The following is a 22690-nucleotide window of genomic DNA, read 5'->3' as shown; positions in this document are numbered from 1 at the left end:
AGTCCATCATGAACGACAGGATTCCGATCCATGACGTCTCTCACGAGAGCGTCCAGCAGCACATCCCCGACGCAGGTATCTCGCACAGCCTCTACCAACGTCGTCGGCATATCCATGTGCGCGAGTTCAAGGGAGCGTTCCAGCGCCTGCGACGTATTGCCAACTGGGTATTGATGCTCGGTTACCTGCTGTTGCCCTGGTTATCCTGGGGTAGTCGACCGGCCGTCTGGTTTGATCTACCCGGACGCGAGTTCCATCTCTTCGCCGTCACCTTCTACCCTCAGGAGTTCATGCTGCTCTGCTGGCTGCTGATCATCTGTGCGTTCGGACTGTTCTTCATCACTGTGTTCGCCGGACGGGTGTGGTGTGGCTATGCCTGTCCTCAGAGTGTCTGGACGCTACTTTTCATCTGGGTAGAACACCGCATCGAAGGCTCCCGTCATCAACGTATCAAGCTCGATCAGCGCGCCTGGAATCTCGACAAACTGTGGCGCAAGAGCGCCAAGCATGTCACCTGGCTGCTGATCGCCCTGATCACCGGCGTGACCTTCGTCGGCTACTTTACGCCAGTCGAAGCATTGATCCGTGACCTGTTGCTGTTGCAGGCCCATGGCTGGGCGTGGTTCTGGATTGGCGTGTTGCTGCTGTTCACCTATCTCAATGCCGGCTGGCTACGTGAACAGGTATGCATTTACATGTGCCCCTACGCACGTTTCCAGTCGGTGATGTTCGACCGTGACACCCTGATTGTTTCCTATGACCAGCAGCGCGGCGAACCGCGTGGAGCCCGTCGTCCTCACCAGGACCCGGATACGCTGTCTCTCGGTCACTGCATAGACTGTCAGCTATGTGTTCAGGTCTGTCCGACCGGAATCGACATCCGTGACGGGCTGCAAGCCCAGTGCATCAGCTGCGCAGCGTGCATCGATGCCTGCGATAGCGTGATGGACAAGCTGGGGTATCCACGAGGCCTGGTACGCTACACCACCGAGAATACTCAGGAAGGCCACCCCTCCCGACTGCTGCGTCCACGGCTACTGGGCTACCTCGCGGCACTAACCGTGATGAGTGTGCTGTTCGTTCACTCCATCGCCGACCGTACGCCGCTGGATGTGGATATCCAACGCGAACGCGGCCAACTGTTCCAGACACTTACCGACGGCAGCATTGCCAACACATCCATCATCACCGTGCGCAACCTGGACAGCCGCGACCATCGCTATCGCATCTCGGTGAACGGCATCGACGGTATCAAGAGTGATGTCAGACAGATCGCGGTTCCTGCCAATTCATCACGACAACGGGTCATGACATTGACCGTTGCACCAGGACTGCTGACACAGCCCAGCAGTGATATCCGGATCACGGTAAGCGCCGAGGATACCGATGACATCGCCATCACGCGTGAAAGTCGCTTCATGGGAGCCATTCACTGATGAGTTCAACATTACCAACGTCTCCATCTCGGAGCGTTCCGCCCTGGTACCGCCAATTCTGGCCCTGGTTCCTGATCACTCTGCTGTTGTCGTCGGTGACCTTCAGCCTGATCTACCTGACCTTGTCGATCCGCTACTTCGACGGATCAGTGCCCGAGGACTACTACCGCGACGGGCTTGCCATCAATGCACAATTGAAGAAACAACAGCATGCCGCAACGCTGGGACTAGCCGCACAGTTGCGCATTGATGCCACTACCGGTGATGTGATGGTACGTCTCGCAGGTGAAGAACGTCCTGAAACCCTTCATTTGCGCCTGATATTCCCCAGCGATGGTGACCGCGATCGTGAGCTGTTGCTGAGGCATACCCGCGATAACCACTATGTCGGTGTGCTCGATCGCAATCTGCGCTACCGCCGCTACCTGCAACTACAGCCACAAGCCGGTAATGATGCCGCATGGCGGCTCACTGGAGAAGCCACCTTCCCACTTGATACCAGCGTCCACCTGACGCCGGGGCTGTAAGGCCACCAATGATGGCAACTTCCTGCTATCACTGTGGCTCAGCGGTTGACGGTGACAATCGCTGGTCACTGGAGCTCAATGGACTGACTCAGCCACTATGCTGCCCTGGTTGCCTCGCAGTGGCTCAGGCCATCATCGACGGTGGGCTGGGCCGTTACTATCAACTGCGTACTGCTACGCCAGAGCGCCCGATCAATGCCCCCCTCGATACGCGACGCTGGCAGCTGTTTGACGATCCTGTCCTTCAAGCGCGATTTGTGCGTACGGACCAGGGGCAGGACAACGACGAAAGCATTGCCACCTTCGCCGTTGATGGCATCACCTGCGCTGCCTGCGCCTGGCTTATCGAACATCGCCTCAATGCCATCGAGGGCGTTATCTCCAGCGCCATCAATCTGAGTGAACACCGCCTGCGTCTGAGCTGGCGACCCGCCAGCGTCGCACTATCCCGACTGTTGGCTGAGCTGGCCGCCATCGGCTACCCATCCCAACCCTGGTCTCCCGATGAGGCACAGCAGCGACTCAAGCACCAATCGCGTCGAATGGTGCGACGCCTGATTATCGCTGCGGTCGGCATGATGCAGGTGCTGATGTTCTCCATCCCTCACTATGTCGCGGTACCTGGCGATCTCAGTCACAACTTCGAACGCCTGTTTGCCTGGCTGGCCGTGGCTCTGACAACCTCCGTCGTGCTGTATTCGGCGCAACCGTTCTTCGGCGGTGCCTGGCGAGACATTCGTAGCCGAGTACTCGGCATGGATGTACCCGTGGCTGTAGCTATCGGCGGCGCCTATATTGCCAGCCTGTGGTCCGTGGTCAGCCAACGTGGAGACATGTACTTCGATTCAGTCTGCATGTTCACTTTCTTCCTGCTGTTCGGGCGCTACATCGAAGCTCGCACTCGTCACCATCACGGTCGAATCGGCAACGCCCTGAGTGGCACTATCCCCGATGCCGCGCTGCGTCTAGACGACCAGCATCATGAACAAGTCATTCCCGCCACCGAACTCATGGCAGGCGACCGAGTGCGAGTACTCGCCGGTGCGCAGGTGCCCGCGGATGGCACGCTGCTGTCACCCTACGCCAGTGTTGATGAGTCGATGCTCAGTGGCGAATCAGTTCCTGCCTCCAGAGCACGAGGCGACATCATCCATGCAGGAAGCCTCGTGGTAGACACACCCCTTGAGTTGAGCGTCACTCGAGCCGGCCATGCAACAAGGGTGGCAAGCATCATCGACCTCTCCGACCGTGCCTTTGCTGAACGCCCTCGTCTCGCTCGCGCTGTCGAGCGTGTGGCGCATCATTTCATCCTCGGACTGCTGTTGATCAGTGCCGCGGTCGCCGCCATCTGGTGGCAAATCGATCCCGCTCGTAGCTTGTGGGTGACGCTGTCGGTGCTGGTCGTCACCTGTCCCTGCGCGCTGGCACTGGCCACGCCCATTTCGTTGACCGTGGCTCACGGCCGCCTACGTCGCGCTGGGGTACTGGTCACTCGCGGTGACGCGCTGGAGGTGCTCGCCAGTATTGATCGGGTGGTGTTCGACAAGACAGGAACCCTGACCCAAGGACAGATGGTACTTGGCGACTGCCGGATAATCCCGGCCACGGCCACGCTGGACAACCACCAACTACTGACTGTTGCAGCCGCACTCGAGTCCGCTTCGGAGCACCCTATCGCTCGCGCCTTTCGGCCCTGGCGCAATGACACGGTAAGGGCCAGTGATATCCGCAATCATCCAGGACAAGGGGTTCAGGCACAGTGTCTGGGGACAGAGTGGCGTATCGGACGTGCTGACTTCGCAGCCGCTGATCACGACCTGCAGCCACCCTCAGATGCCAATTGGCTGCTATTGGCACGCGCAGGCAAGCCCATGGCCTGGCTAGGAGTCGAAGACGACATCCGTGCTGATACGGCGACAACACTTCAGCATTTACGCGACGCAGGCCTCAGCGTGGAGATTCTCTCCGGCGATCGCATATCCAGTGTGGCAAGTATGGCGAGACGGCTTGGTGTCTGCCAATGGCGAGGCGCGGCGCTACCTCAGGACAAACTCGATCATGTGCGCACATTGCAGCAGCAGAACCAACGTGTAGCCATGGTCGGTGATGGCATCAACGACATTGCCGTGCTGGCCGGTGCCGACCTGGCTATTGCCATGCCCGGCGCCAGTGATCTCGCACGTAGTCACGCCGATATTCTGCTGCTTGGAGAAAAGCTCGGCGGCATCACCGAAGCCATTGATGTTGCTCGCACAACGCAACGCATCATCCGTCAGAACCTGAGCTGGGCGACACTCTACAACGTCATTGCCCTGCCGTTGGCAATAGCGGGCCTGGTACCTCCCTGGCTGGCAGTGATCGGCATGTCAGCCAGTTCGTTACTGGTTATCGGAAATTCCCTACGGCTCGGAGCAAGGCAAGGGCGTAGAATGCAGTCGCGGAACACGCCAGGCACAAGCCGATGAATATTCTCTATCTGCTGATCCCGCTGTCATTGATGCTATTGAGCCTGGCGGTCTGGGCATTCTTCTGGGCCGTCAAGCACGATCAGTTTGAGGACCTCGAGGGACCCGCCTGGCGCATCTTGTTCGATGACGATGACACTTGCCGCCGACAGTCGGATGAACACAGCTCCTCCGACCTGCTGGAGCCACCGTCATCAAGCAAGCGGCGAGACCAGCCATGAACCCGACGGGACTCGACCTCCCTCCACTGGCTGCGGCCTTTGTCTTCGGACTCCTGGGCGGCGCTCACTGTGTCGGCATGTGTGGAGGCATCATGAGCGCCCTTACCTTTGCCGTCCCGCCCAGCATGCGACGCCCATCACGCATGGCAGCCCTGTTGCTGGGCTACAATGCCGGGCGCATCACCAGCTATGCGTTGGCCGGGGCCATCGTCGCAGGGCTTGGTGCGCTGGTCGGTCTGGCGCCAGGCGTGCGCACCGTCCTGCAGTGGATGTCGAGCCTGATGCTGTGCTTGATGGCACTGTATATCGCCGATATCTGGAAGGGCCTGCGACACATCGAGGCACTCGGGAAACGCTACTGGAGGTACCTGGAGCCAGTCGGACGCGCATTGCTGCCGGTAACACGGCCACACCAGGCCATACTGTTGGGCGCCCTCTGGGGATGGCTGCCCTGCGGGTTGGTCTACTCAATGCTGAGCTGGAGTCTGGCAACGGCCACTCCCAGTCAGGGCGCCATGCTGATGCTGGCGTTTGGCACCGGCACCCTGCCGGCGCTACTGGTCACCGGCGTCGCCGCAGACCAGATTCGGCGCCTGCTGAATTCACGGGCAACACGGTGGTTGGCAGCCTTACTGGTCATCGCGTTGGCGATCTGGCAGTTGATAGTGACTCAACAGAGTTGAGGTAGTGATCCAGTAATTTCACCGTCAAAAGAGGTAACCGACGATTATCCCCTGATTGGCAGGGTATAATATTGATTATAAGGTGCTGAAGTAATTAAAAGCTTATTTTCGGCGTATTCCACCGATCGCCGATTCACAGGAGCTACCAATGTGTGCCATGGCCCAGGAGCGACGCCCCCCTATGCCGCAGGAAACGCGATGTGAATCCTGCAGTCTCAGTTCTCTGTGTCTGCCACTCGCTCTTGATACTGCAGACATGGAGCGTTTTGACGCCATCATCCGGCGCCACCCACCGATCAAGAAAGGCACCCGCCTGATCGATCAGGGAGACCGCTTCACCAGTGTCTACGCGGTTCGCTCCGGAAGCCTCAAACAGATCATTACCGAAGGCAGCGGCGAAGCCCAACTGACCAACTTCTTCCTGCCCAGCGAATTGATCGGCCTCGACGGGATCGATGATGGTTTCTATTCAGGTAGCGTGGTTGCACTCGAAACCACCACGGTCTGTGAGATCCCCTTCGACCGGCTGGATGCCCTGTCACAGATCCTGCCAGACCTGCGTGCTCAGTTGTTCCGTACCATGAGCAAGGAACTGCGTCATGACCATCGCATGTTGCAGTTGCTGTCCCGCAAGACCGCGGATCAACGCCTGGCCTGCTTCTTCCTTGGCCTGTCGGACCGCTTCCGCCGCCGTGGCTACTCGCCGTTCAGCTTCCGCCTATCGATGTCGCGGTCCGACATCGGCAACCACCTGGGGTTGGCGGTGGAAACCGTCAGCCGTATCCTGGGACGCTTTCAACAGCAGGAACTGGTCTCGGTTTCCGGTCGCGAAGTCAACATTCTCGACATGGGTGCCTTGACCAACCTCGCCGACACCGAAACCACGGCCGACTGACTCGACCGCTCGGGGCTGTTAATCGCTCAGGGCTGTTTCAATCGCTCAGGGCTGTTTCAATCGCTCAGGGCTGTTTCAATCGCTCAGGGCTGTTTCAATCGCTCAAGGCTGTCATGAACAAGAACGCCATCGGGAACACTGCTGGATGCGCTGCCGATGGCGTTCGAATGTAATGCCGTGATGACCCCGCTGATGTTGACGAGGCTCAGCCTGCGTCAACTACATCGATGCGATTACGTTGCCTACGCGCCTGCTCGCCCTCGAGGCCTTCGAAGTCAAACAGGTTGCGATCCGCCAGTTGTGATGGCGCCACATTGGTCACCGCCTTGAACATGCTCTCGAGACGGCCAGGGTGCTTGGACTCCCATTCAGCCAGCATTTCCTTGACCACCTGACGCTGCAGGTTGGGCTGCGAACCACACAGATTACAGGGAATGATTGGAAAGCCCATTTGTTCGGCGTATGCGGCGATATCTGCCTCACGACAATAGGCCAAGGGCCGGATCACAATGTTCTTGCCATCATCGGAAAGCAGTTTGGGTGGCATGGACTTCAGGCTGCCACCAAAGAACATGTTGAGAAATAGCGTCTCGAGAATGTCTTCGCGGTGATGGCCCAGCGCGATCTTGGTTGCCCCGATCTCCTCGGCAAAACCGTACAGAGAGCCACGCCGCAGCCGTGAGCATAGCGCACAGGTCGTCTTGCCCTCGGGGGTCTTCTCCTTGACTACCGAATAGGTGTCCTTCTCGAGAATATGGTAATCGACACCAATACCCTCAAGGTACTCCGGCAGCACATGCTCGGGAAAACCGGGCTGTTTCTGGTCGAGATTGACCGCCACCAGCGAGAAGTTGATCGGCGCGTTACGCTGCAGGCTGCGCAGGATCTCAAGCATGGTGTAGCTGTCCTTGCCTCCAGACAGGCATACCATGACCTTGTCACCTTCCTGAATCATGCCGTAATCAATGATGGCATTGCCGGTGAGACGCCGCAGCCGCTTCTGCAACTTGTTGAATTCGCGTTTTTCTCTGGCCAGCGAGCAGATATCCTCCGCCTCATGTTCCACACTGGAGGCAGGCGTCGGATCAACAGAAATGGCGGGCGACATGGTCATTGCAATACACGGCTGAACGGATGGGGCCGACATTCTAGCATTGCATGGCAGGCCTCCCCAAGCCGCCAGACCACTGTTCGTGGACCTTCAGGAGACTGCCGAGAGATGGCTGCGCATGGAGCCCCATCAACCCGGCGTCTGGTCGCCCGCGAGCAGAAAATTCAGCCTGCCGTCTGAACAGGGACATCGGCGCTACAGGACCTGCAGAATCAATAGATAACGGACCAGCACACCCAACAGCAATACCAGAATCCCACTGCGTTGCCAGGCAAACTCGCGACCGGTCATGGTCAGTCGGCGCTCCCAGAACTTGACCACCGCCCACAGATCACGGGTACGCCGGACATATTGCATATAGGCCACCAACACCATCAGCAACCCACTGACCAACAGCACAGGCTCCAGCCAGGAGAAAACCAGATGAAGACTCATGATCCGCTGTACTCCTCAAGCGCGCCACTCTGCAGGCGTAAATGCATCAAGGCGGTGGTGACCGCATCTCCCAACGCGGTATGCCGCCCCATGACCGGCACTCCCAGACGCTCAGCAACCCGCTCAAACTCCGGCCGCGCCACCACATCAGGATGACTACGGCGCAACTGACGACGATACTCCTGAGCCACATCAATGGTCGCGTTGGGCAAGGCAAACCCAAGCAGCTCCTTCAAGTAGCGATCGAGAATTGCCAGATCATAGCCAATACACCAGCCCACCAGTGGGCGATTACCGATGAAATCGAGTAACCGTGACAGCGCTTCGTCCACGACCAGCCCACCTTCAAGATCAGTGCCTCGCAGTCGGTGGACGCAAATCGAATCTCCGTTCAGCGATCCAGGCCGAGCCAGACGTAGATCAAGCGATTCGCTGGTCAACACTCGGTCATCGCGAATGCGCACCGCAGCAATAGACACCAATTCCGCGGATCTGGTATCGAGCCCGGTGGTCTCACAATCCAGTGATACCATTTCATTACCGGTATAGGGGTTGAACAACCAGCCATAATCGCCCTGAGCCTGACGACGACGGTCGGCTACACGTCTAATCGCTCGCAACATGGTATTCATTCCTGATCAACTCCTTCTTCCATGCGGGTCTGCGCGACACTCATGCATACTCCAGGTGGTAGCGGTGCGACAGACGCCCCTTGAATTCCCTGACAATATGCAGAGCCTCACGCAACAGATCCCGTTCCAACGATGACAAGGACTGCACCACCACACGATTGGCACGCTCACCACTGACCTCCGGCACACTGCCACCGGCTCGCCAGCGCAACTCACTGAATACCTGCAAGGCTTCCCCCAGGTCATCGGCATCCCTACGTGCCACACGACCATCGTCGACCAACGCCTCGAGACGCTCGAGGGTTGAGGTCGCACGTATTCCACGCTCCATGGCCAGAGTGCGCACGCCATGCACGATGGGAAAGACACCACCCTTCTTCAAGTCGATACCGTGCTCCGGGCGCTTCACGGAGCCGAACATCGTCAGCGGTGTCGAGAAGCGCAGCACGGCACGGGCAAAATGACTCAACAACACCTCATTGCCCAGCGTCTCGGTGATCAGGATGTCGCGCAAGCGCTCACCCAGATCTGTATTACCGGCAACACCACAGGCGTCGAACAGAATCGACAGCCGCATCAGGTGATCGGCTTCTGACTTGGCAACCCAACTACGAATCCGCTGCTGCCACTGATCCAGAGTTCCGACCCACTGCGGGTTGGAAATCATGATATTACCGGTGCAGTGTGGGTAACCCAGTCGAGCCAATACATTCGTGAAGTGAGTGGAATCATCGGCGAGGCTCGGCCAGTCGATACCATCCGCCAGGATCAGAGCGTTGTCCTGGTCGGTGCGCGCCACCTGCTCTCCTCGCCCCTCACTCCCCAACAACAGCAAGCAGGAGGCATCTCGCGCGGGTTGCGTCATGCTGAAATCCCAGGCCTTGCGGATGATACGACCGTTAAGCGCAGCCAGCATGCTCATGGCAAAACGCATGCGTACCCCTTGAGCCATCAACGAGTCGACCATATCCGGCATGCGTTGACTGGCTTCCTGCAACTCATCGAGATTGCTTGCCTGCTCCACCTGCAGGCTGATCATATAACTGCGACTGGAAAAGAAACTCAGCACATCGGTCAGCTCGACAATGCCGGCCAGTTGCTCGCCATTCCAGACCACGACGCGCTCTACCTTGTGCTGAGTCATCTCGATCAGCGCTTCAAACAGATACTGCTGCGCATCCACCTCCACCAGCTCGCGACTGGCCACCCCACTCAGCAGCCCTTCGCTGCCATATCCTTCAAGCACCAATGCCTCAAGCATGTCCGTGCGGGTGACCATGCCATAACGGTTCCTGCCGTGGACGTCATCCCCTTGCTCTTCCTTCAGTTCGACCAGCAGGCTGTCGGCCTGACGCTCCCGGAGTAGGCGCACCGCCTCACCGATAGTGGTCGTGTCCGCTACCACTAGAGGCTCACGCTGGCACTCACTGACTCTGGCCATCATGAATCCCGCCAGGCTAGCATCCTGCTGGCTACGCCGCTGACTCATCAACCGTGTCTTCTCGACAATCCGGTTGTGGAAGTACTCGGCAAAGGCCGGTTGACTATCACACAGCGACCGGAACAACTGCGCAGGCATCAGATAACAGAGACTTTCCTGCTCAGCGATGAACCGATAACGGCTGCTACCGTTGAGAACGCTGATGGCACCGAACAAGTCGCCATCGGTGTAGTGACCGATACGTGCGCCCTCGGCAGTTGCATTGGGTTCCAGCTCCGCGACTTCACCCTTGTGAATGACAAAGACGAACTCGCCGGGCTGTCCGGCATCAAGGATGATCGTGTCGCGAGCGAAATACGCCAGATCAAGCCCGGCACACACACGTTCCCGTGCGCTGTCATCCAACAGCGAGAACGGTGGCTCCGACATATCAAGATCAACCATTACCGGCTCCTGAAATGCCCCCGGCCATGGCCGGGGGCACATACCACTCCATCATCAATGCGAGTGAGCGACTCCCGCTCCTCGCGGTACACGCACGCTCTCGACCAGTTCCTGGATTTCCGCGGGCGGAGCCTTGGTGGCACGCGATACCACAAAGGCGACCACAAAGTGCAGGAGCATGCCCAGAGTACCGATACCCTCCGGCGAGATGCCGAACCACCAGATTGACGGGTCGGTATTGATGAATTTGGTGTAGACGATGTAGCAGAAGGTGAAGGACAGGCCGACGATCATGCCGACAATCGCCCCTTCGCGGTTCATGCGCTTGTCGAAGATCCCCATCAGTATCGCCGGGAAGAACGACGACGCTGCGAGGCCAAAGGCGAAGGCCACCACCTGCGCCACAAAGCCTGGCGGGTTGATACCAAAGTAACCGGCAATCACTACCGCAACAGCCGCTGCGCTGCGCGCCGCAATCAGCTCACCCCGCTCACTGAGATGGGGATTGATCTGCTTCTTGATCAGGTCATGAGAGATTGCCGCTGAAATCACCAGCAACAGTCCGGCCGCGGTGGAGAGTGCAGCTGCCACGCCACCAGCAGCCATCAACGCCACTACCCAGGCCGGTAGACCACCAATTTCCGGGTTGGCCAGTACAATGATATCGCGGTCGACATAAACCTCATTGTCGCCCTCGGTAGGTGTATTGGTAACAATGCGCTGGCCATGCTCACCTCGCTCGCCATCGGTTTCCAGCGGACCTGACTGGAACTCCGGCTTGCCGCTGAAGGGGTCACCCGCGCCCATCTGCACACGACCATCATCGTTCTTGTCCAACCAACCGATCAGCCCGACGTTTTCCCAGCTCTTGAACCAACCGGGAATCTCTTCATAGGCGTTGTTGTTGACCGTCTCGATGATATTGGTCCGCGCAAACACCCCCACCGCCGGAGCAGTGGTGTAGAGCAACGCGATGAAGATCAACGCCCAACCGGCACTGATACGCGCATCACGGACACGTGGCACCGTGAAGAAACGCACGATGACGTGCGGTAGGCCCGCGGTACCACACATCAAGGCCGCGGTGATGAAGAACACATTGATCATCGGCTGGCTGCCATCGGTGTAAGGCGTAATCCCCAACTCATCAAGCAAGCCATCGAGGCGATCGAGAATGTACTGGCCACTATCGTTGCCGGCTGCATCGACAAAGGTGGCGCCAAGGCCGGTTTGCGGCAGGACATGGCCAGTCATCATGATCGACAGGAACACCGCAGGCACAATGAAGGCAGTAATCAACACACAATACTGCGCCACCTGGGTATAGGTGATGCCCTTCATGCCGCCCAGCACGGCGTAGAAGAAGACAATAACCATACCGATAACGACGCCTATATTGACGTCAACTTCGAGGAATCGAGCGAATACAATACCGGTACCGCGCATCTGGCCTGCGACATAGGTAAAGGATACGAAGATCACACAGATCACTGCGACGGTACGCGCAACATTCGAGTAGTACCGGTCACCGATGAAATCCGGCACGGTAAACTTACCGAACTTGCGCAGATAAGGAGCCAGCAGCATTGCCAACATCACATAGCCGCCAGTCCAGCCCATCAGGTAGACCGAGGCATCATAGCCCTGGTAGGCAATCAAGCCAGCCATGGAAATGAACGAGGCCGCAGACATCCAGTCTGCCGCTGTTGCCATGCCATTGGCCGCCGGTGGTACACCACCGCCTGCTACATAGAAGTCCTTGGTGGATCCCGCTCGTGACCATATCGCGATACCGATATAGAGCACGAAGGACGCACCGACGAAGAGATAAGTCAGGAATTGTACATCCATGGAAATGCTTCCCGTTGGTTGACGTTATTGTTCGGGCTTACTGCTCGTGTACGTCGAATTCCTCATCGAGTTTGTTCATCTTCCATGCATAGAAGATGATCAGCCCGATAAAGACAAAGATCGATCCCTGCTGTGCAAACCAGAAGCCAAGTTTGAAGCCAAAGAAGCGAATATTATTGAGCACATCCACCAACAGGATGCCGAAGCCATAGGACACGATGAACCATACGGCTAGACAGCCGAGAATGATTCTGACATTTCGTTTCCAGTAAGCCTGCGCACTCTTGTCCAACATAAGGCCGCCCTCAGAACGATGGTTTAAACGCCAGATTCCGCCATGATGTCGGCGGTAAGCTCAAAAACAGCCTAGTCAAAAGGCGACATATGCATAACGAGAACTTTAGTCGAAAGCAATAAATGCACCGCAACACATAAACAAATATTTGTTTAAATTCATAATGTTACACATAGTCACAGAATATCATCCGATGGTCTATCGCGACAAAGGTGCAATCCACGTTAGTCGTATTCCTCCCGACAACATCTTCGCAATCCTCAGCTCCTTTACGCCGGTTTTCCCATAAAAGCATCCGTTGCCCACTCTTTGCTCGACTTCCAACAAACTGGCAATCCCCCCTGCCTGGTCAGCCGCCAATGCCCTAGAATGGCGGCTGACGTCGAGGAGGTGGCCATGTTTGCCGGTTGGATGCTGATACTTGTCTCACTCTTGTACATCGCGGTGCTCTTCGCCATCGCATGGCGCGGTGATCGCCGTGCCCGGCACCGGGGCTCAAGTCAGCGACGCCCGTTGGTGTACAGCCTGGCGCTGGCTATCTACTGCACGTCCTGGACCTTTCACGGCGCCGTTGGTCAGGCGGCAACCTCGGGTTGGTCATTTGCCAGCATTTTCGTAGGCCCGATATTGACACTGCTGCTGTTCTGGCCAGTGCTGGCCAAGATGGTGCGTGTCGCCAAGCACCAGAACGTGACCTCGATCGCCGACTTCATTGCCTCGCGTTACGGCAAGACCCAGTCATTGGCGGCCTTTGCCAGCCTGGTGGCTCTGATTGGCACCCTCCCCTACATTGCACTTCAATTGAAGGCGGTCTCGACGTCATTCACGGTGCTGACCAACGCCTCCGATATCACACGGGCGCCGCTGTTTGGTGACACTGCCTTCTATGTCGCCATTGTCATGGCTATCTTTGCGATACTTTTCGGCACCCGCCATACCGACGCCACCGAGCACCACGAAGGCCTGATTCATGCAGTGGCCTTCGAGTCATTGATCAAACTACTGGCCTTCCTGACCCTCGGGATCTATGTCACCTGGGGCATGTTTGACGGCCTCGGTGATCTGCTGGCCACCGCGGATGCTCAACTTGAGTTGCAGCGTCAATTGGCACAGCAGGACTTCGGCCAGAGCTTCTGGGCACAGACCCTACTCGCGATGCTGGCGATTCTCTGCCTGCCGCGGCAGTTTCATGTCACGGTGGTCGAGAACACCCATCGCGATGATGCCACTCGAGCACGCTGGTTGTTCCCACTCTATCTGGTGCTGTTTGCCTTCTTTGTACTGCCACTGGCAGCCGCTGGGCTGACGGTGTTTGCCGGCAGTGATGTTTCGCCGGATACCTACGTGCTGTCGCTACCGATTGCCGCCGGCCAGAGCTGGCTGGCACTACTGACCTTCATCGGCGGCTTCTCCGCTGCCACGGGGATGGTGATCGTCGCCGCGGTGGCGGTATCGATCATGATCTCCAACGAGATCGTGATCCCTGCACTGTTCCGGCTACGCTGGTTCGATACCAAGGCTCGCGACTATGGCCGTCTGGTACTGCGTGCTCGACGCATTACCATCGTCGTGATTCTGGCCATGGCCTATGGCTTCTATCAATTGATCGGTGAATTCACTTCACTGGCATCGATCGGCATGCTGTCGTTTGCCGCCGCGGCTCAGTTTGCCCCGGCACTGATCGGAGGCCTGTACTGGAAGCGTGGCAACCGACTGGGGGTCATCGTCGGCATGAATGCCGGCTTCGCGATCTGGGCCTATACTCTGCTACTGCCAGCGATGATCAATGCCGGTGTACTGCCATCCAGCTGGCTGGCGGGCGGGCCCATGGAGGTCGCCTGGCTATCGCCGACCTCGCTGTTCGGCCTGCACATCGGCGACAGCTTTACCCACGGGGTGATGCTGTCGCTGGGCGCCAACCTCTTCGCCTATATTTTCATTTCGCAGATCACCCCTCAGCGCGTGGTCGAGCGCATCCAGGCCTCACTGTTCGTGGACAGCGTCGAAACCCGCCAGACGTCGGTCAACCGGCCCTGGACCGGCGCCACCACCGTCGGTGACCTCAAGGTGCTCTGCCAGCGTTTTCTCAGCGCCAACCAGGTCGAGCGTGCCTTCAATGACTATGCACGCCGCAATGGCAAGGCGCTGGAGGACAGCACCCGGGCGTCGATTGACGTCATCCAGTTCACCGAACGCTTCCTCGCTTCGGTACTCGGCGCTTCATCGGCGCGAATCGTGGTCAACTCGGCGCTGCAGGGACGTGGCATCGGAATTTCCGATGTCATCTCGATCGTCGACGAAGCTTCACAGGTTCTTGAGTTCAACCGTGCTCTGCTGCAGGCCACGATCGAGAACATCAATCAGGGCATCAGCGTGGTCGACCAGAACCTGCGCCTGGTGGTCTGGAATCAACGCTATCTGGAGCTGTTCCGCTTTCCCGACCACCTGATTCGCGTCGGTGCGCCCATCGACCGGATCTTCCGCTACAACGCCCACAATGGTGAATACGGCCCAGGCGACCCGGAGGAACACGTCCAACTGCTGCTCGACAATATCCGCGAGGGGCAACCGCACCGCTATGTTCGCTATCGCCAGGACGGAAGTGTGCTCGAGGTCCAGGGCAACCCGATGCCTGGCGGCGGCTTCGTCTACACCTACCAGGACATCACTCAGCAGAAGCGCACCGAGGAAGCGCTGATCCGCTCGGAAAACAACATCCGCATCTACACCGACAACGTGCCGGCATTGATTGCCTATTTCGACAGGGATTGCCGCTACCTGTTTACCAACCGAGCCTACGAACAGGCCTTCGACATCGACCGCAATGCGGTAATCGGAAAGCGCATCAACGATGTGATGTCCATCGATATGGCCAGTGCACGCACGCCATGGATCGAGCGCACTCTAACCGGCGAGCGGGTCAGTTTCGAGGTATCCCTGACTCTGCCGCAGGAAGGTCTCCGCTACATGCTGGTCACCTACACGCCTCACTTCGGTGACAGCGGCGCGATACTCGGTTTCTTCTCGCTCTACCAGGACATCACGGAACGTCGCCGCGCCGAGATCGCCCTCAAGGAAACCAATGAAACCCTTGAGGAGCGTGTACGTGAGCGCACCCAGGCGCTATCCGAAGCCAACGCAGCGTTGCGTCAGGAAAACCGAGTACGTGCCGAAGCCGAGCAGGCGTTACGCCAGGCCAAGCAGGTTGCCGAGGACGCCAATGCCTCCAAGACCCGCTTCCTTGCCGCGGCCAGCCATGACCTGTTGCAACCGCTCAATGCCGCACGTCTATTCACGTCTGCCTTGTCCCAGCAGATGGAAGCCGAGGACATGAAGCGTACCATCGGCCATATCGACAGCTCACTGCAGTCCGCCGAGGAATTACTGAGCACGCTGCTGGATATTTCCAAGCTGGATGCCGGGGCTCTGACGCCGAGACGCAGCCATTTCGCACTCAACGAGATAATCCGACCATTACAGGCGCAGTTTGCGGTAATGGCCGAGGACCATGGCCTGGATCTCAAGGTGGTCGGTACCTCATTATGGGTCGACAGCGATGCTCAGATGCTGCGTCGAATCATCCAGAACTTCCTGTCCAATGCCATCCGCTATACCCAGGAAGGTCTCGTGCTACTGGGTGTCCGCCGTCGAGGAGATCGAATCCTGATTGAAGTCTGGGACAGTGGCCCGGGCATCCCCGAGGCCAAGCAGTCGGAAATCTTCCAGGAATTCCGGCGACTAGACCAGGCATCGCGTCACAAGGAAAGCGAGAAAGGCCTGGGTCTGGGACTCTCGATCGCCGACCGCATGAGTCGTGTTCTCGACCATCCTATTCAGGTCCGCTCATGGTTGGACATCGGCACGGTGTTCTCGGTCAGTGTGCCGCGCGTAGCGGCCCAGGCGGAAACGGCCAGGGAGGAAGAGCGCTCCCCGCGCCGCGCCGGCAACAAACTGGCCGGGCGCCGCATCCTGTGCATCGACAACGAATCACTGATTCTCGAGGGCATGAAGGCCATGCTGTCTGGATGGGGCTGCGAGGTTTTCACTGCCACCACCATCGGTGGTGCGAAATCGGTACTGCGCCATCTCGACAGCGATCCGGACGCGATTCTCGCTGACTACCACCTCGACAATGAGGTGACCGGGATGATGGCATTGGATGCCTTGAGCGAGCGCTTCACTGGTGCTGTTCCGGGTATCGTCATCACCGCAGATCGCACAGAAGAAGTGGCCGAAGAGGTCAAGCGAGGAGGATACCAACTGCTGCTCAAACCAGTGCGCCCTGCCGCTCTACGTGCCTTGCTGACGCGTACGCTACAGGCCAGCAGAGCACCTCAATAGATAGCACCTCTGTAGACAGCACCTCAGTAGCTTTCATGAAACGCAAAACCGGACGCCTCGGCGTCCGGTTCTTTCATTCAGGCACCACAGCCACTCAAGTACCGCAGAAGGTTCGCAACACGCGCTCGTTCGATAAGGGCGGTTGCAGCAGGCTCTGATCCTCGGGTGATGTCCAGGGCTGGGTCACTGCAGCCAGCAGCGTCTCGAATGGGCCAAAATCCTGCTGATCTGCAGCGGCGCGAATGGCCCGCTCGACCAGATGATTGCGCGGGATCACCAGCGGATTGGCCGATTCGATCCTTGAACGCAGTACCTCGCTGCTCTGGCCTTCTGCATGCAGCCTTTCCCGCCAGCGCGATAGCCAGGCATCGAGCGCGTCACTGGAATTGAAGCGTTGATGCAGGGGCGTCTCATCAGCACCCGGCTCGACCGCAGCCACCAGCTCACCGAAGCTCAGCGTGAAGTCGACCTTGCCGGCTGCCATGACCTCGAGCCACTTTTCTCCCAGCGCCAGATCACTCCCGTCCTCTGGTTCTGCGTCGCGGGTCAGCCCCAGTTTGCTGCGCAATACATCGCTCCATGCCTGCTCATGACGGTCACTGAAGCCTTCGATGGCTGCCGTCGCCCGCTCGATGGCACGCTGTTGATCCGTATCCATCAACGCCAACAGAGTCTTGGCAAAACGCGCCAGGTTCCACTGAGCGATCACCGGCTGATTGACCCAGGCATAACGCCCGCGCTCATCTATAGAGCTGAACACCGTCTCCGGATGATAGCTATCCATGAAGGCACATGGCCCGTAGTCGATGGTTTCACCGGAAATCGCACAGTTGTCGGTATTCATCACCCCATGAATGAAGCCCAGTCCCTTCCAACGGGCCACCAGATTCGCCTGACGACCAATCACCGCATCCAACAACGCCATGGCCTGCTCGTCTTCGGGTAACCCAGCCAGCTCCGGATAATGGCGTTCGATCGCCAGTTCAACCAGCAGCTTGACCGCTTCGACATCATTGCGCGACGCAAAGTACTGGAAGGTGCCGACCCGCAGATGACTGCTGGCGACACGCGTCAGCACTGCGCCCGGCTCGGGCGGCTGACGATATACCCGCTCTCCGGTGGTTACCGCTGCCAGAGCCCGAGTGGTCGGCACACCCAATGCGAACATCGCCTCGGACACCAGGTACTCACGCAACACCGGCCCCAGCGGTGCACGTCCATCGCCACCCCGCGAGAACGGCGTACGCCCGGCGCCCTTGAGCTGCACTTCGCGCAGAGCACCATCCTGATGGGACAACTCACCCAGCAACAGCGCTCGGCCATCACCCAGTTGCGGGACAAAATTGCCGAATTGATGCCCGGCATAGGCTGCTGCCACAGGGGTAACACCCTCTGGGACCTGGTTGCCGGACAGGATCTGTGCCGCCTGCTCAGCATTGAAAGCTTCACGATCGAAGCCCAGTGCCTCGGCCAGCGCATGATTGAAAGCCACAACACGCGGCTCTGCCACCGGTGTAGGTTGGCACTCGGCACGCATACGCTGGGGCAGTGCCAGGTAGCGTTGATGAAAGCGGGGAAACATGGAAACTCCTGTGGTTCCACTGAATGCTTCCATCCATGGAATCATTCAGGCGCGTCAGCCCATAACAAGTGATGCACTGACTCCCATTTTCAATGCCTGGTGCGTCCCTACACCAGCGGGAAACTCCGCTCTCTTCAGAAAGAGATGATCAGAGCATCCCTGTCATCCTGTTGCGGCCTCGGCGCGCCGTTCCATTTCGCGCACGCTGGAGACAAAATCGCTGAATCGCTCACCCTGGATCAGCACATGGTCACGCAGCCCTTGTTCTGATGCTTCGGCGTCGCCCTGTTCAATGGCCGCCAGTATGCGAGCGTGTTCATCCAGCGAACTTTGCATACGGCTACGAACCTGCAACTGCAGACGCCTGTAAGGTTTGAGGCGCTGCTTCAGCGACGTTGCCTCGGCGGCAAGGAAGGTATTGTGACTGGCGGCATAGATGCAAGCGTGGAAACCTTCATTCTCGTAATAGTACTCGTCGCTATTACCAGCCTCAGCCGCCACCCGACAGCGCTCATAAGCCTCCTCCAACTCCGCGAGTTCATCGGTAGTGATACGCCGCGCCGCCAGCCGGCCACACATGCCCTCCAACTCGGCCATGACTTCGAACATCTCGATCAATTGATCAAGACCAACACGGGCGACGAAGGTCCCCTTCTTGGGAGAAACGGTGACCAGACCACTGGCAACCAGTTGCTGGATCGCCTCACGTACAGGCGTGCGTGAAACACCATAGACACGGCAGAGCTCTTCCGGGTCGAGACGTTCGCCAGGCACCCGTCGACCGTTGATGATGTCATCCTCGAGCGAATCTCTGAGCCGCTGGGCGTTGGATGGCTTTTTCATTGCCTCCCCCTTTTGCCTCCAGTGTGGTGTTGCGAGTTCAGCGCGTTACTGGCTGGGTTGCGAGAGTTGCCGTTTCCGCAATGGGTCATCTCTGCCCCATTGTACATCCTGTTCGGGCCCCAGCAGACAGGGTGTTCACCACCATTGTCTAACATGCTGTCATTTGACACTGATATGCCCAGCATCTATTGAAGTATACATCAGCAACGATGATGCATATCAGAACCTCATCATGCTGCAGCTCAACGGCATGTCGCTAAACTCACATTATCCACAGGCATCAGAAGCCAGGCTTCCACCACAACAACTAGCCTGTCGTTATAAACATCCTGCAACCAGAACAGTCAGTTCCGACAACAACAATTACCGATCAGGAGTCTCGCCATGAAACGCCTCACTCTCCCCACCGTCAATCTCTCCGCTCTCACTCGCACAGCCCACACTCGCCCAGCCCTCACTGTAGCCCTCACCGCTGCGGTCCTGTTGACGTCCTCCCTCGCCAGTGCTGCCACCGTAATGCGCGTCTCCCATCAATTTCCTGGCGGTCAGGGCGATGTGCGCGACGAAATGGTCCAGTTGATGGCCAGGGAAGTCGAGGCAGCCGATGTCGACCTTGAACTACAGGTCTACCCAGGACAGTCGTTGTTCAAGGCCAAGGAGCAATGGGGGGCGCTGGTGCAGGGACGCCTCGATATGACAGCCCTACCCCTGGACTATGCCAGCGGACGTCACCCCGAGTTCTCGGCAACCTTGATGCCGGGCCTGGTGCGCAACCATGAGAGGGCCCAACGGCTCAATGATTCCGAGTTCATGGGCATGATCAAGCAGGTCATCAATGACGCCGGTGCTCGTGTACTGGCGGACGCCTGGTTGGCCGGCGGCTTTGCCTCAAGCAAGCAGTGCATCACCTCACCAGATACCGTGCAGGGCCAGACCATGCGTGCGGCGGGCCCGGCCTTCGATGAGATGCTGGCAACGGCCGGTGCCTCGATCTCATCGATGCCTTCCTCGGAAATCTATACCGCGATGCAGACCGGTGTGTTGGATGCCGCCAATACATCGTCCGGCTCGTTCGTCTCCTACCGCATCTACGAGCAGGTCAGCTGCCTGACACCTCCGGGGGAGAACGCCCTGTGGTTCATGTATGAACCAATCTTGATCTCCGAGCGCAGCTGGAGCCGTCTCAACGAAGAGCAACAACAGGCGTTGACTGCTGCCGGTGAAAAGGCGGAACAATATTTCGCCGAGCAGGCCGTGGGTCTGGACCAGAAAATGATCGATGTCTTTACCGAGAATGGCGTCGAGGTAGTACAGATGTCATCGGAGGACTATGACGCCTGGCTGGAAGTCGCAAAAGGCAGCGCCTACAAGAGCTTTGCCGAGAATGTCGAGAACGGCCAGGCCTTGATCGATGCGGCCATGGCCGTGGAGTAATTCCTACCCGAGCAAGTCCCTGCCCGACATCGAACCGGGCGGGGACTCTCTTGTGGTGGGTAATCCTGAGTCACCACGGATTTCGGAGGCCCGATGCCGCACTCCCCTCGTCACTCGGCAGATGGAGCATCTCACTCGTCAAAGCAACAGCAGCCCAGCGGTTGGGCGCGACTGACGGATCTCTATTGCCGAGCTATGGACCGACTGTCGATCTGGGTCGCCATCATCGCAGCATTGGCACTGCTGATCGGTGTACTGGCGGTCTGCCATATGATCTTCACTCGCTATGTGATCGGTGAAAGTACCACCTGGCAAACTGAGTTCGCGACCTTCTCGATCACGGCAGCGATGCTGCTCGGCTCGCCCTGGGTGCTGCTGAGTGGTGGCCACGTTGCCGTCACGGTCCTTCCCGATGCGCTGCAGGGACGGCTACGCCATGCCATGCAACTTGTTGCATCGTTGGCCGGACTGGCGTTCTGCGTTGCTCTCGCCTACGGCGCCTGGCTGTATCTACTCGAGGCCTGGCACGGTAGCTGGACCACCGGCACGGTATGGAACCCACCACTGTGGCCAGCGCTGGTACCTCTGGCACTGGGCACCACATTACTGGTGGCGCAATATCTGGCCATCATTCTGACATCACTGAAATCCGCGCCAGCAACGCCGGAATCCGCCACAGCAGGAGGGCAAGACTGATGGATCCTGTTACCAGTGGCATCCTGATCGTCATCGCATTGTTCATATTGATGGCCATCGGCACACCGATCGCCTTCGCGTTAGGCGGTGTAGCCCTCGCCGCGCTGGTCATGAATCGCGGCATGATCGAGCTGACCTACTTCGGCGAGACCTTCTTCGCTAGCCTCGCCTCCTTCGGTTTCGTCGCCATTCCGATGTTCATACTGATGGGCGCGGCTGTCGCCTCCTCGCCCACAGGACGTGACCTGTATCGCTCGCTGGACCTATGGCTGGGACGTGTGCCCGGCGGATTGGCGATCTCCAATATCGGCGCCTGCTCGATATTCGCCGCACTCTCCGGCTCCTCACCAGCCACCAGCGCTGCCATCGGTAAACTCGGGATCCCCGAGATGCGCAAACGCGGATATCCAGATGGTGTCGCCGCTGGCTGTGTGGCAGCAGGCGGTACCCTTGGCATCCTGATTCCGCCGTCCGTGACCATGATCGTCTATGGTATTTCCACCGAAACCTCCATTGGACGACTGTTCATCGCCGGTGCCGTACCCGGTGTGATGCTGGCACTGCTGTTCATGGCCTGGACGCTGCTCGCCTGCCGTCTGGCCGGCGGCTATCACAGCCCCAACCCGGTCACCGAGGCCGCCGAACAGCTCCGGGAAAATGTTCGCGAGAACCTCGACCAGAATCTCAAGGCACTGATCCGAGTCCTACCGTTTCTGGTCGTGGTGAGCCTGATTCTGTTCGCGCTCTACGGCGGTGTCGCAACACCCTCTGAAGCCGCAGGAGCCGGTGCTTTCCTGTGTCTGGCACTGGCTATCATCGTCTATCGCATGTGGCAGCTGAAACCACTGACCACCATCATGCGTGATGCATTGCGCGAGAGCGTGATGATCATGTTGATCATCGCCTGTGCAGAAATTTTCGCCTACGCGCTGTCCTCACTGTTCATTACCCAGACAGTGGCAGAAGCCATTGCCGGGCTCGAGGTCAATCGCTGGGTGCTGATGGGGATCATCAACCTGTTCCTGCTGATCGCGGGCTTCTTCCTGCCTCCAGTAGCAGTGATCGTGATGACGGCTCCGATTCTGTTGCCGATCATTCTTGCGGCCAATTTTGATCCCTACTGGTTCGCTGTGATTCTGACCATCAACCTGGAGATCGGCCTGATCACCCCGCCGGTGGGACTCAATCTCTTCATCATCAAGGGCATCGCTCCCGACATTGCACTACGCGATATTCTGCTCGGCAGCCTGCCCTATGCACTGTGCATGGTGCTCGGCATTGTGCTGCTGTGCATGTTCCCCAGCATCGCCACCTGGTTGCCGGACCTGATCATGGGCACTGGTGGTTGATCTCGAACG

The 22690-nt window shown here is 58.4% G+C and carries 18 protein-coding genes; 10 read left to right on the top strand and 8 right to left on the bottom strand.

All coding sequences use genetic code 11. The annotated features are described in order from the left end of the window. Positions 1 to 8: 8 nt before the first annotated feature. From ccoG to fnr, 6 genes are all read left to right on the top strand, one after another. On the top strand, positions 9 to 1436 hold the full coding sequence (gene ccoG, locus AR456_RS04180; protein ID WP_021820104.1) for a cytochrome c oxidase accessory protein CcoG: 1428 nt from the start codon (positions 9 to 11) through the stop codon (positions 1434 to 1436). After that, positions 1436 to 1963: a FixH family protein gene (locus AR456_RS04175; protein WP_021820103.1), complete on the top strand. Its 528-nt coding sequence runs from the start codon at positions 1436 to 1438 to the stop codon at positions 1961 to 1963. The genes ccoG and AR456_RS04175 overlap by 1 nt, the downstream gene beginning before the upstream one ends. A gap of 8 nt (positions 1964 to 1971) precedes the next feature. Next, positions 1972 to 4428, top strand: a complete 2457-nt coding sequence (locus AR456_RS04170) for a heavy metal translocating P-type ATPase (protein ID WP_335337926.1) — start codon at positions 1972 to 1974, stop codon at positions 4426 to 4428. Further along, on the top strand, positions 4425 to 4649 hold the full coding sequence (ccoS, locus tag AR456_RS04165) for a cbb3-type cytochrome oxidase assembly protein CcoS (RefSeq protein WP_021820101.1): 225 nt from the start codon (positions 4425 to 4427) through the stop codon (positions 4647 to 4649). Before AR456_RS04170 ends, ccoS begins: the two co-directional genes overlap by 4 nt. Beyond that, on the top strand, positions 4646 to 5332 hold the full coding sequence (locus AR456_RS04160) for a sulfite exporter TauE/SafE family protein (RefSeq protein WP_021820100.1): 687 nt from the start codon (positions 4646 to 4648) through the stop codon (positions 5330 to 5332). The genes ccoS and AR456_RS04160 overlap by 4 nt, the downstream gene beginning before the upstream one ends. Before the next feature lie 157 nt (positions 5333 to 5489). Next, positions 5490 to 6227: a fumarate/nitrate reduction transcriptional regulator Fnr gene (gene fnr / locus AR456_RS04155; RefSeq protein ID WP_031208468.1), complete on the top strand. Its 738-nt coding sequence runs from the start codon at positions 5490 to 5492 to the stop codon at positions 6225 to 6227. A 205-nt stretch (positions 6228 to 6432) separates the two neighbouring features. On the opposite strand, the gene ttcA is transcribed toward fnr, so the two are convergent. From ttcA to AR456_RS04125, 6 genes are all read right to left on the bottom strand, one after another. Then, positions 6433 to 7335, bottom strand: a complete 903-nt coding sequence (gene ttcA, locus AR456_RS04150) for a tRNA 2-thiocytidine(32) synthetase TtcA (RefSeq protein ID WP_031208467.1) — start codon at positions 7333 to 7335, stop codon at positions 6433 to 6435. Positions 7336 to 7533: 198 nt separating this feature from the next. Next, the gene (locus AR456_RS04145; RefSeq protein ID WP_021820097.1) at positions 7534 to 7773 is read right to left on the bottom strand and encodes a hypothetical protein; all 240 of its coding nucleotides are present in this window, start codon (positions 7771 to 7773) and stop codon (positions 7534 to 7536) included. Then, the gene (locus AR456_RS04140; protein ID WP_021820096.1) at positions 7770 to 8405 is read right to left on the bottom strand and encodes a 3'-5' exonuclease; all 636 of its coding nucleotides are present in this window, start codon (positions 8403 to 8405) and stop codon (positions 7770 to 7772) included. The genes AR456_RS04145 and AR456_RS04140 overlap by 4 nt, the downstream gene beginning before the upstream one ends. A gap of 40 nt (positions 8406 to 8445) precedes the next feature. Then, the gene (locus tag AR456_RS04135; RefSeq protein WP_021820095.1) at positions 8446 to 10290 is read right to left on the bottom strand and encodes a putative nucleotidyltransferase substrate binding domain-containing protein; all 1845 of its coding nucleotides are present in this window, start codon (positions 10288 to 10290) and stop codon (positions 8446 to 8448) included. A gap of 54 nt (positions 10291 to 10344) precedes the next feature. Further along, positions 10345 to 12141 (bottom strand): sodium:solute symporter family protein, encoded by a 1797-nt coding sequence (locus tag AR456_RS04130; RefSeq protein WP_021820094.1) that lies wholly within the window; start codon positions 12139 to 12141, stop codon positions 10345 to 10347. 37 nt (positions 12142 to 12178) lie between these two features. Continuing rightward, the gene (locus AR456_RS04125; RefSeq protein ID WP_021820093.1) at positions 12179 to 12436 is read right to left on the bottom strand and encodes a DUF4212 domain-containing protein; all 258 of its coding nucleotides are present in this window, start codon (positions 12434 to 12436) and stop codon (positions 12179 to 12181) included. Positions 12437 to 12832: 396 nt separating this feature from the next. Between AR456_RS04125 and AR456_RS04120 the strand changes: the two genes are divergently transcribed. Then, positions 12833 to 16777: a hybrid sensor histidine kinase/response regulator gene (locus AR456_RS04120; RefSeq protein WP_021820092.1), complete on the top strand. Its 3945-nt coding sequence runs from the start codon at positions 12833 to 12835 to the stop codon at positions 16775 to 16777. A 94-nt stretch (positions 16778 to 16871) separates the two neighbouring features. Here the strand turns inward: AR456_RS04120 and AR456_RS04115 are convergent, their stop codons facing one another. Further along, the gene (locus tag AR456_RS04115; protein ID WP_021820091.1) at positions 16872 to 18359 is read right to left on the bottom strand and encodes a protein adenylyltransferase SelO; all 1488 of its coding nucleotides are present in this window, start codon (positions 18357 to 18359) and stop codon (positions 16872 to 16874) included. 162 nt (positions 18360 to 18521) lie between these two features. After that, positions 18522 to 19202: a GntR family transcriptional regulator gene (locus AR456_RS04110; RefSeq protein ID WP_021820090.1), complete on the bottom strand. Its 681-nt coding sequence runs from the start codon at positions 19200 to 19202 to the stop codon at positions 18522 to 18524. Between the two features lie 384 nt (positions 19203 to 19586). Between AR456_RS04110 and dctP the strand changes: the two genes are divergently transcribed. The 3 genes from dctP (at position 19587) to AR456_RS04095 (ending at position 22681) form a co-directional block, all read left to right on the top strand. Next, positions 19587 to 20636, top strand: a complete 1050-nt coding sequence (dctP, locus tag AR456_RS04105; protein ID WP_021820089.1) for a TRAP transporter substrate-binding protein DctP — start codon at positions 19587 to 19589, stop codon at positions 20634 to 20636. Positions 20637 to 20729: 93 nt separating this feature from the next. Then, positions 20730 to 21332, top strand: a complete 603-nt coding sequence (locus AR456_RS04100) for a TRAP transporter small permease (RefSeq protein ID WP_202903955.1) — start codon at positions 20730 to 20732, stop codon at positions 21330 to 21332. Continuing rightward, positions 21332 to 22681 carry a TRAP transporter large permease gene (locus AR456_RS04095; RefSeq protein ID WP_021820087.1) on the top strand — a complete coding sequence of 450 codons (1350 nt, stop codon included), beginning with the start codon at positions 21332 to 21334 and terminating at the stop codon, positions 22679 to 22681. Before AR456_RS04100 ends, AR456_RS04095 begins: the two co-directional genes overlap by 1 nt. Positions 22682 to 22690 lie beyond the last annotated feature (9 nt).

It is taken from the genome of Halomonas huangheensis (assembly GCF_001431725.1).
Taxonomy (GTDB): Bacteria; Pseudomonadota; Gammaproteobacteria; order Pseudomonadales; family Halomonadaceae; genus Halomonas; species Halomonas huangheensis.
Note: the sequence above shows the minus strand (reverse complement) of the source record. Positions and strands in the feature narration are given on the sequence as shown.

Excerpts from the sequence above, each read along its gene's own strand:
- AR456_RS04120 (WP_021820092.1), top strand. The coding sequence starts at position 12,833 with ATGTTTGCCGGTTGGATGCTGATACTTGTCTCACTCTTGTACATCGCG.
- AR456_RS04110 (WP_021820090.1), bottom strand. The coding sequence starts at position 19,202 with ATGAAAAAGCCATCCAACGCCCAGCGGCTCAGAGATTCGCTCGAGGAT.
- AR456_RS04160 (WP_021820100.1), top strand. The coding sequence starts at position 4,646 with ATGAACCCGACGGGACTCGACCTCCCTCCACTGGCTGCGGCCTTTGTC.
- AR456_RS04135 (WP_021820095.1), bottom strand. The coding sequence starts at position 10,290 with ATGGTTGATCTTGATATGTCGGAGCCACCGTTCTCGCTGTTGGATGAC.
- AR456_RS04140 (WP_021820096.1), bottom strand. The coding sequence starts at position 8,405 with ATGAATACCATGTTGCGAGCGATTAGACGTGTAGCCGACCGTCGTCGT.
- dctP (WP_021820089.1), top strand. The coding sequence starts at position 19,587 with ATGAAACGCCTCACTCTCCCCACCGTCAATCTCTCCGCTCTCACTCGC.
- AR456_RS04115 (WP_021820091.1), bottom strand. The coding sequence starts at position 18,359 with ATGTTTCCCCGCTTTCATCAACGCTACCTGGCACTGCCCCAGCGTATG.
- AR456_RS04145 (WP_021820097.1), bottom strand. The coding sequence starts at position 7,773 with ATGAGTCTTCATCTGGTTTTCTCCTGGCTGGAGCCTGTGCTGTTGGTC.
- ccoG (WP_021820104.1), top strand. The coding sequence starts at position 9 with ATGAACGACAGGATTCCGATCCATGACGTCTCTCACGAGAGCGTCCAG.
- AR456_RS04125 (WP_021820093.1), bottom strand. The coding sequence starts at position 12,436 with ATGTTGGACAAGAGTGCGCAGGCTTACTGGAAACGAAATGTCAGAATC.
- AR456_RS04100 (WP_202903955.1), top strand. The coding sequence starts at position 20,730 with ATGCCGCACTCCCCTCGTCACTCGGCAGATGGAGCATCTCACTCGTCA.
- ccoS (WP_021820101.1), top strand. The coding sequence starts at position 4,425 with ATGAATATTCTCTATCTGCTGATCCCGCTGTCATTGATGCTATTGAGC.
- ttcA (WP_031208467.1), bottom strand. The coding sequence starts at position 7,335 with ATGTCGCCCGCCATTTCTGTTGATCCGACGCCTGCCTCCAGTGTGGAA.
- AR456_RS04175 (WP_021820103.1), top strand. The coding sequence starts at position 1,436 with ATGAGTTCAACATTACCAACGTCTCCATCTCGGAGCGTTCCGCCCTGG.
- fnr (WP_031208468.1), top strand. The coding sequence starts at position 5,490 with ATGGCCCAGGAGCGACGCCCCCCTATGCCGCAGGAAACGCGATGTGAA.
- AR456_RS04095 (WP_021820087.1), top strand. The coding sequence starts at position 21,332 with ATGGATCCTGTTACCAGTGGCATCCTGATCGTCATCGCATTGTTCATA.
- AR456_RS04170 (WP_335337926.1), top strand. The coding sequence starts at position 1,972 with ATGATGGCAACTTCCTGCTATCACTGTGGCTCAGCGGTTGACGGTGAC.
- AR456_RS04130 (WP_021820094.1), bottom strand. The coding sequence starts at position 12,141 with ATGGATGTACAATTCCTGACTTATCTCTTCGTCGGTGCGTCCTTCGTG.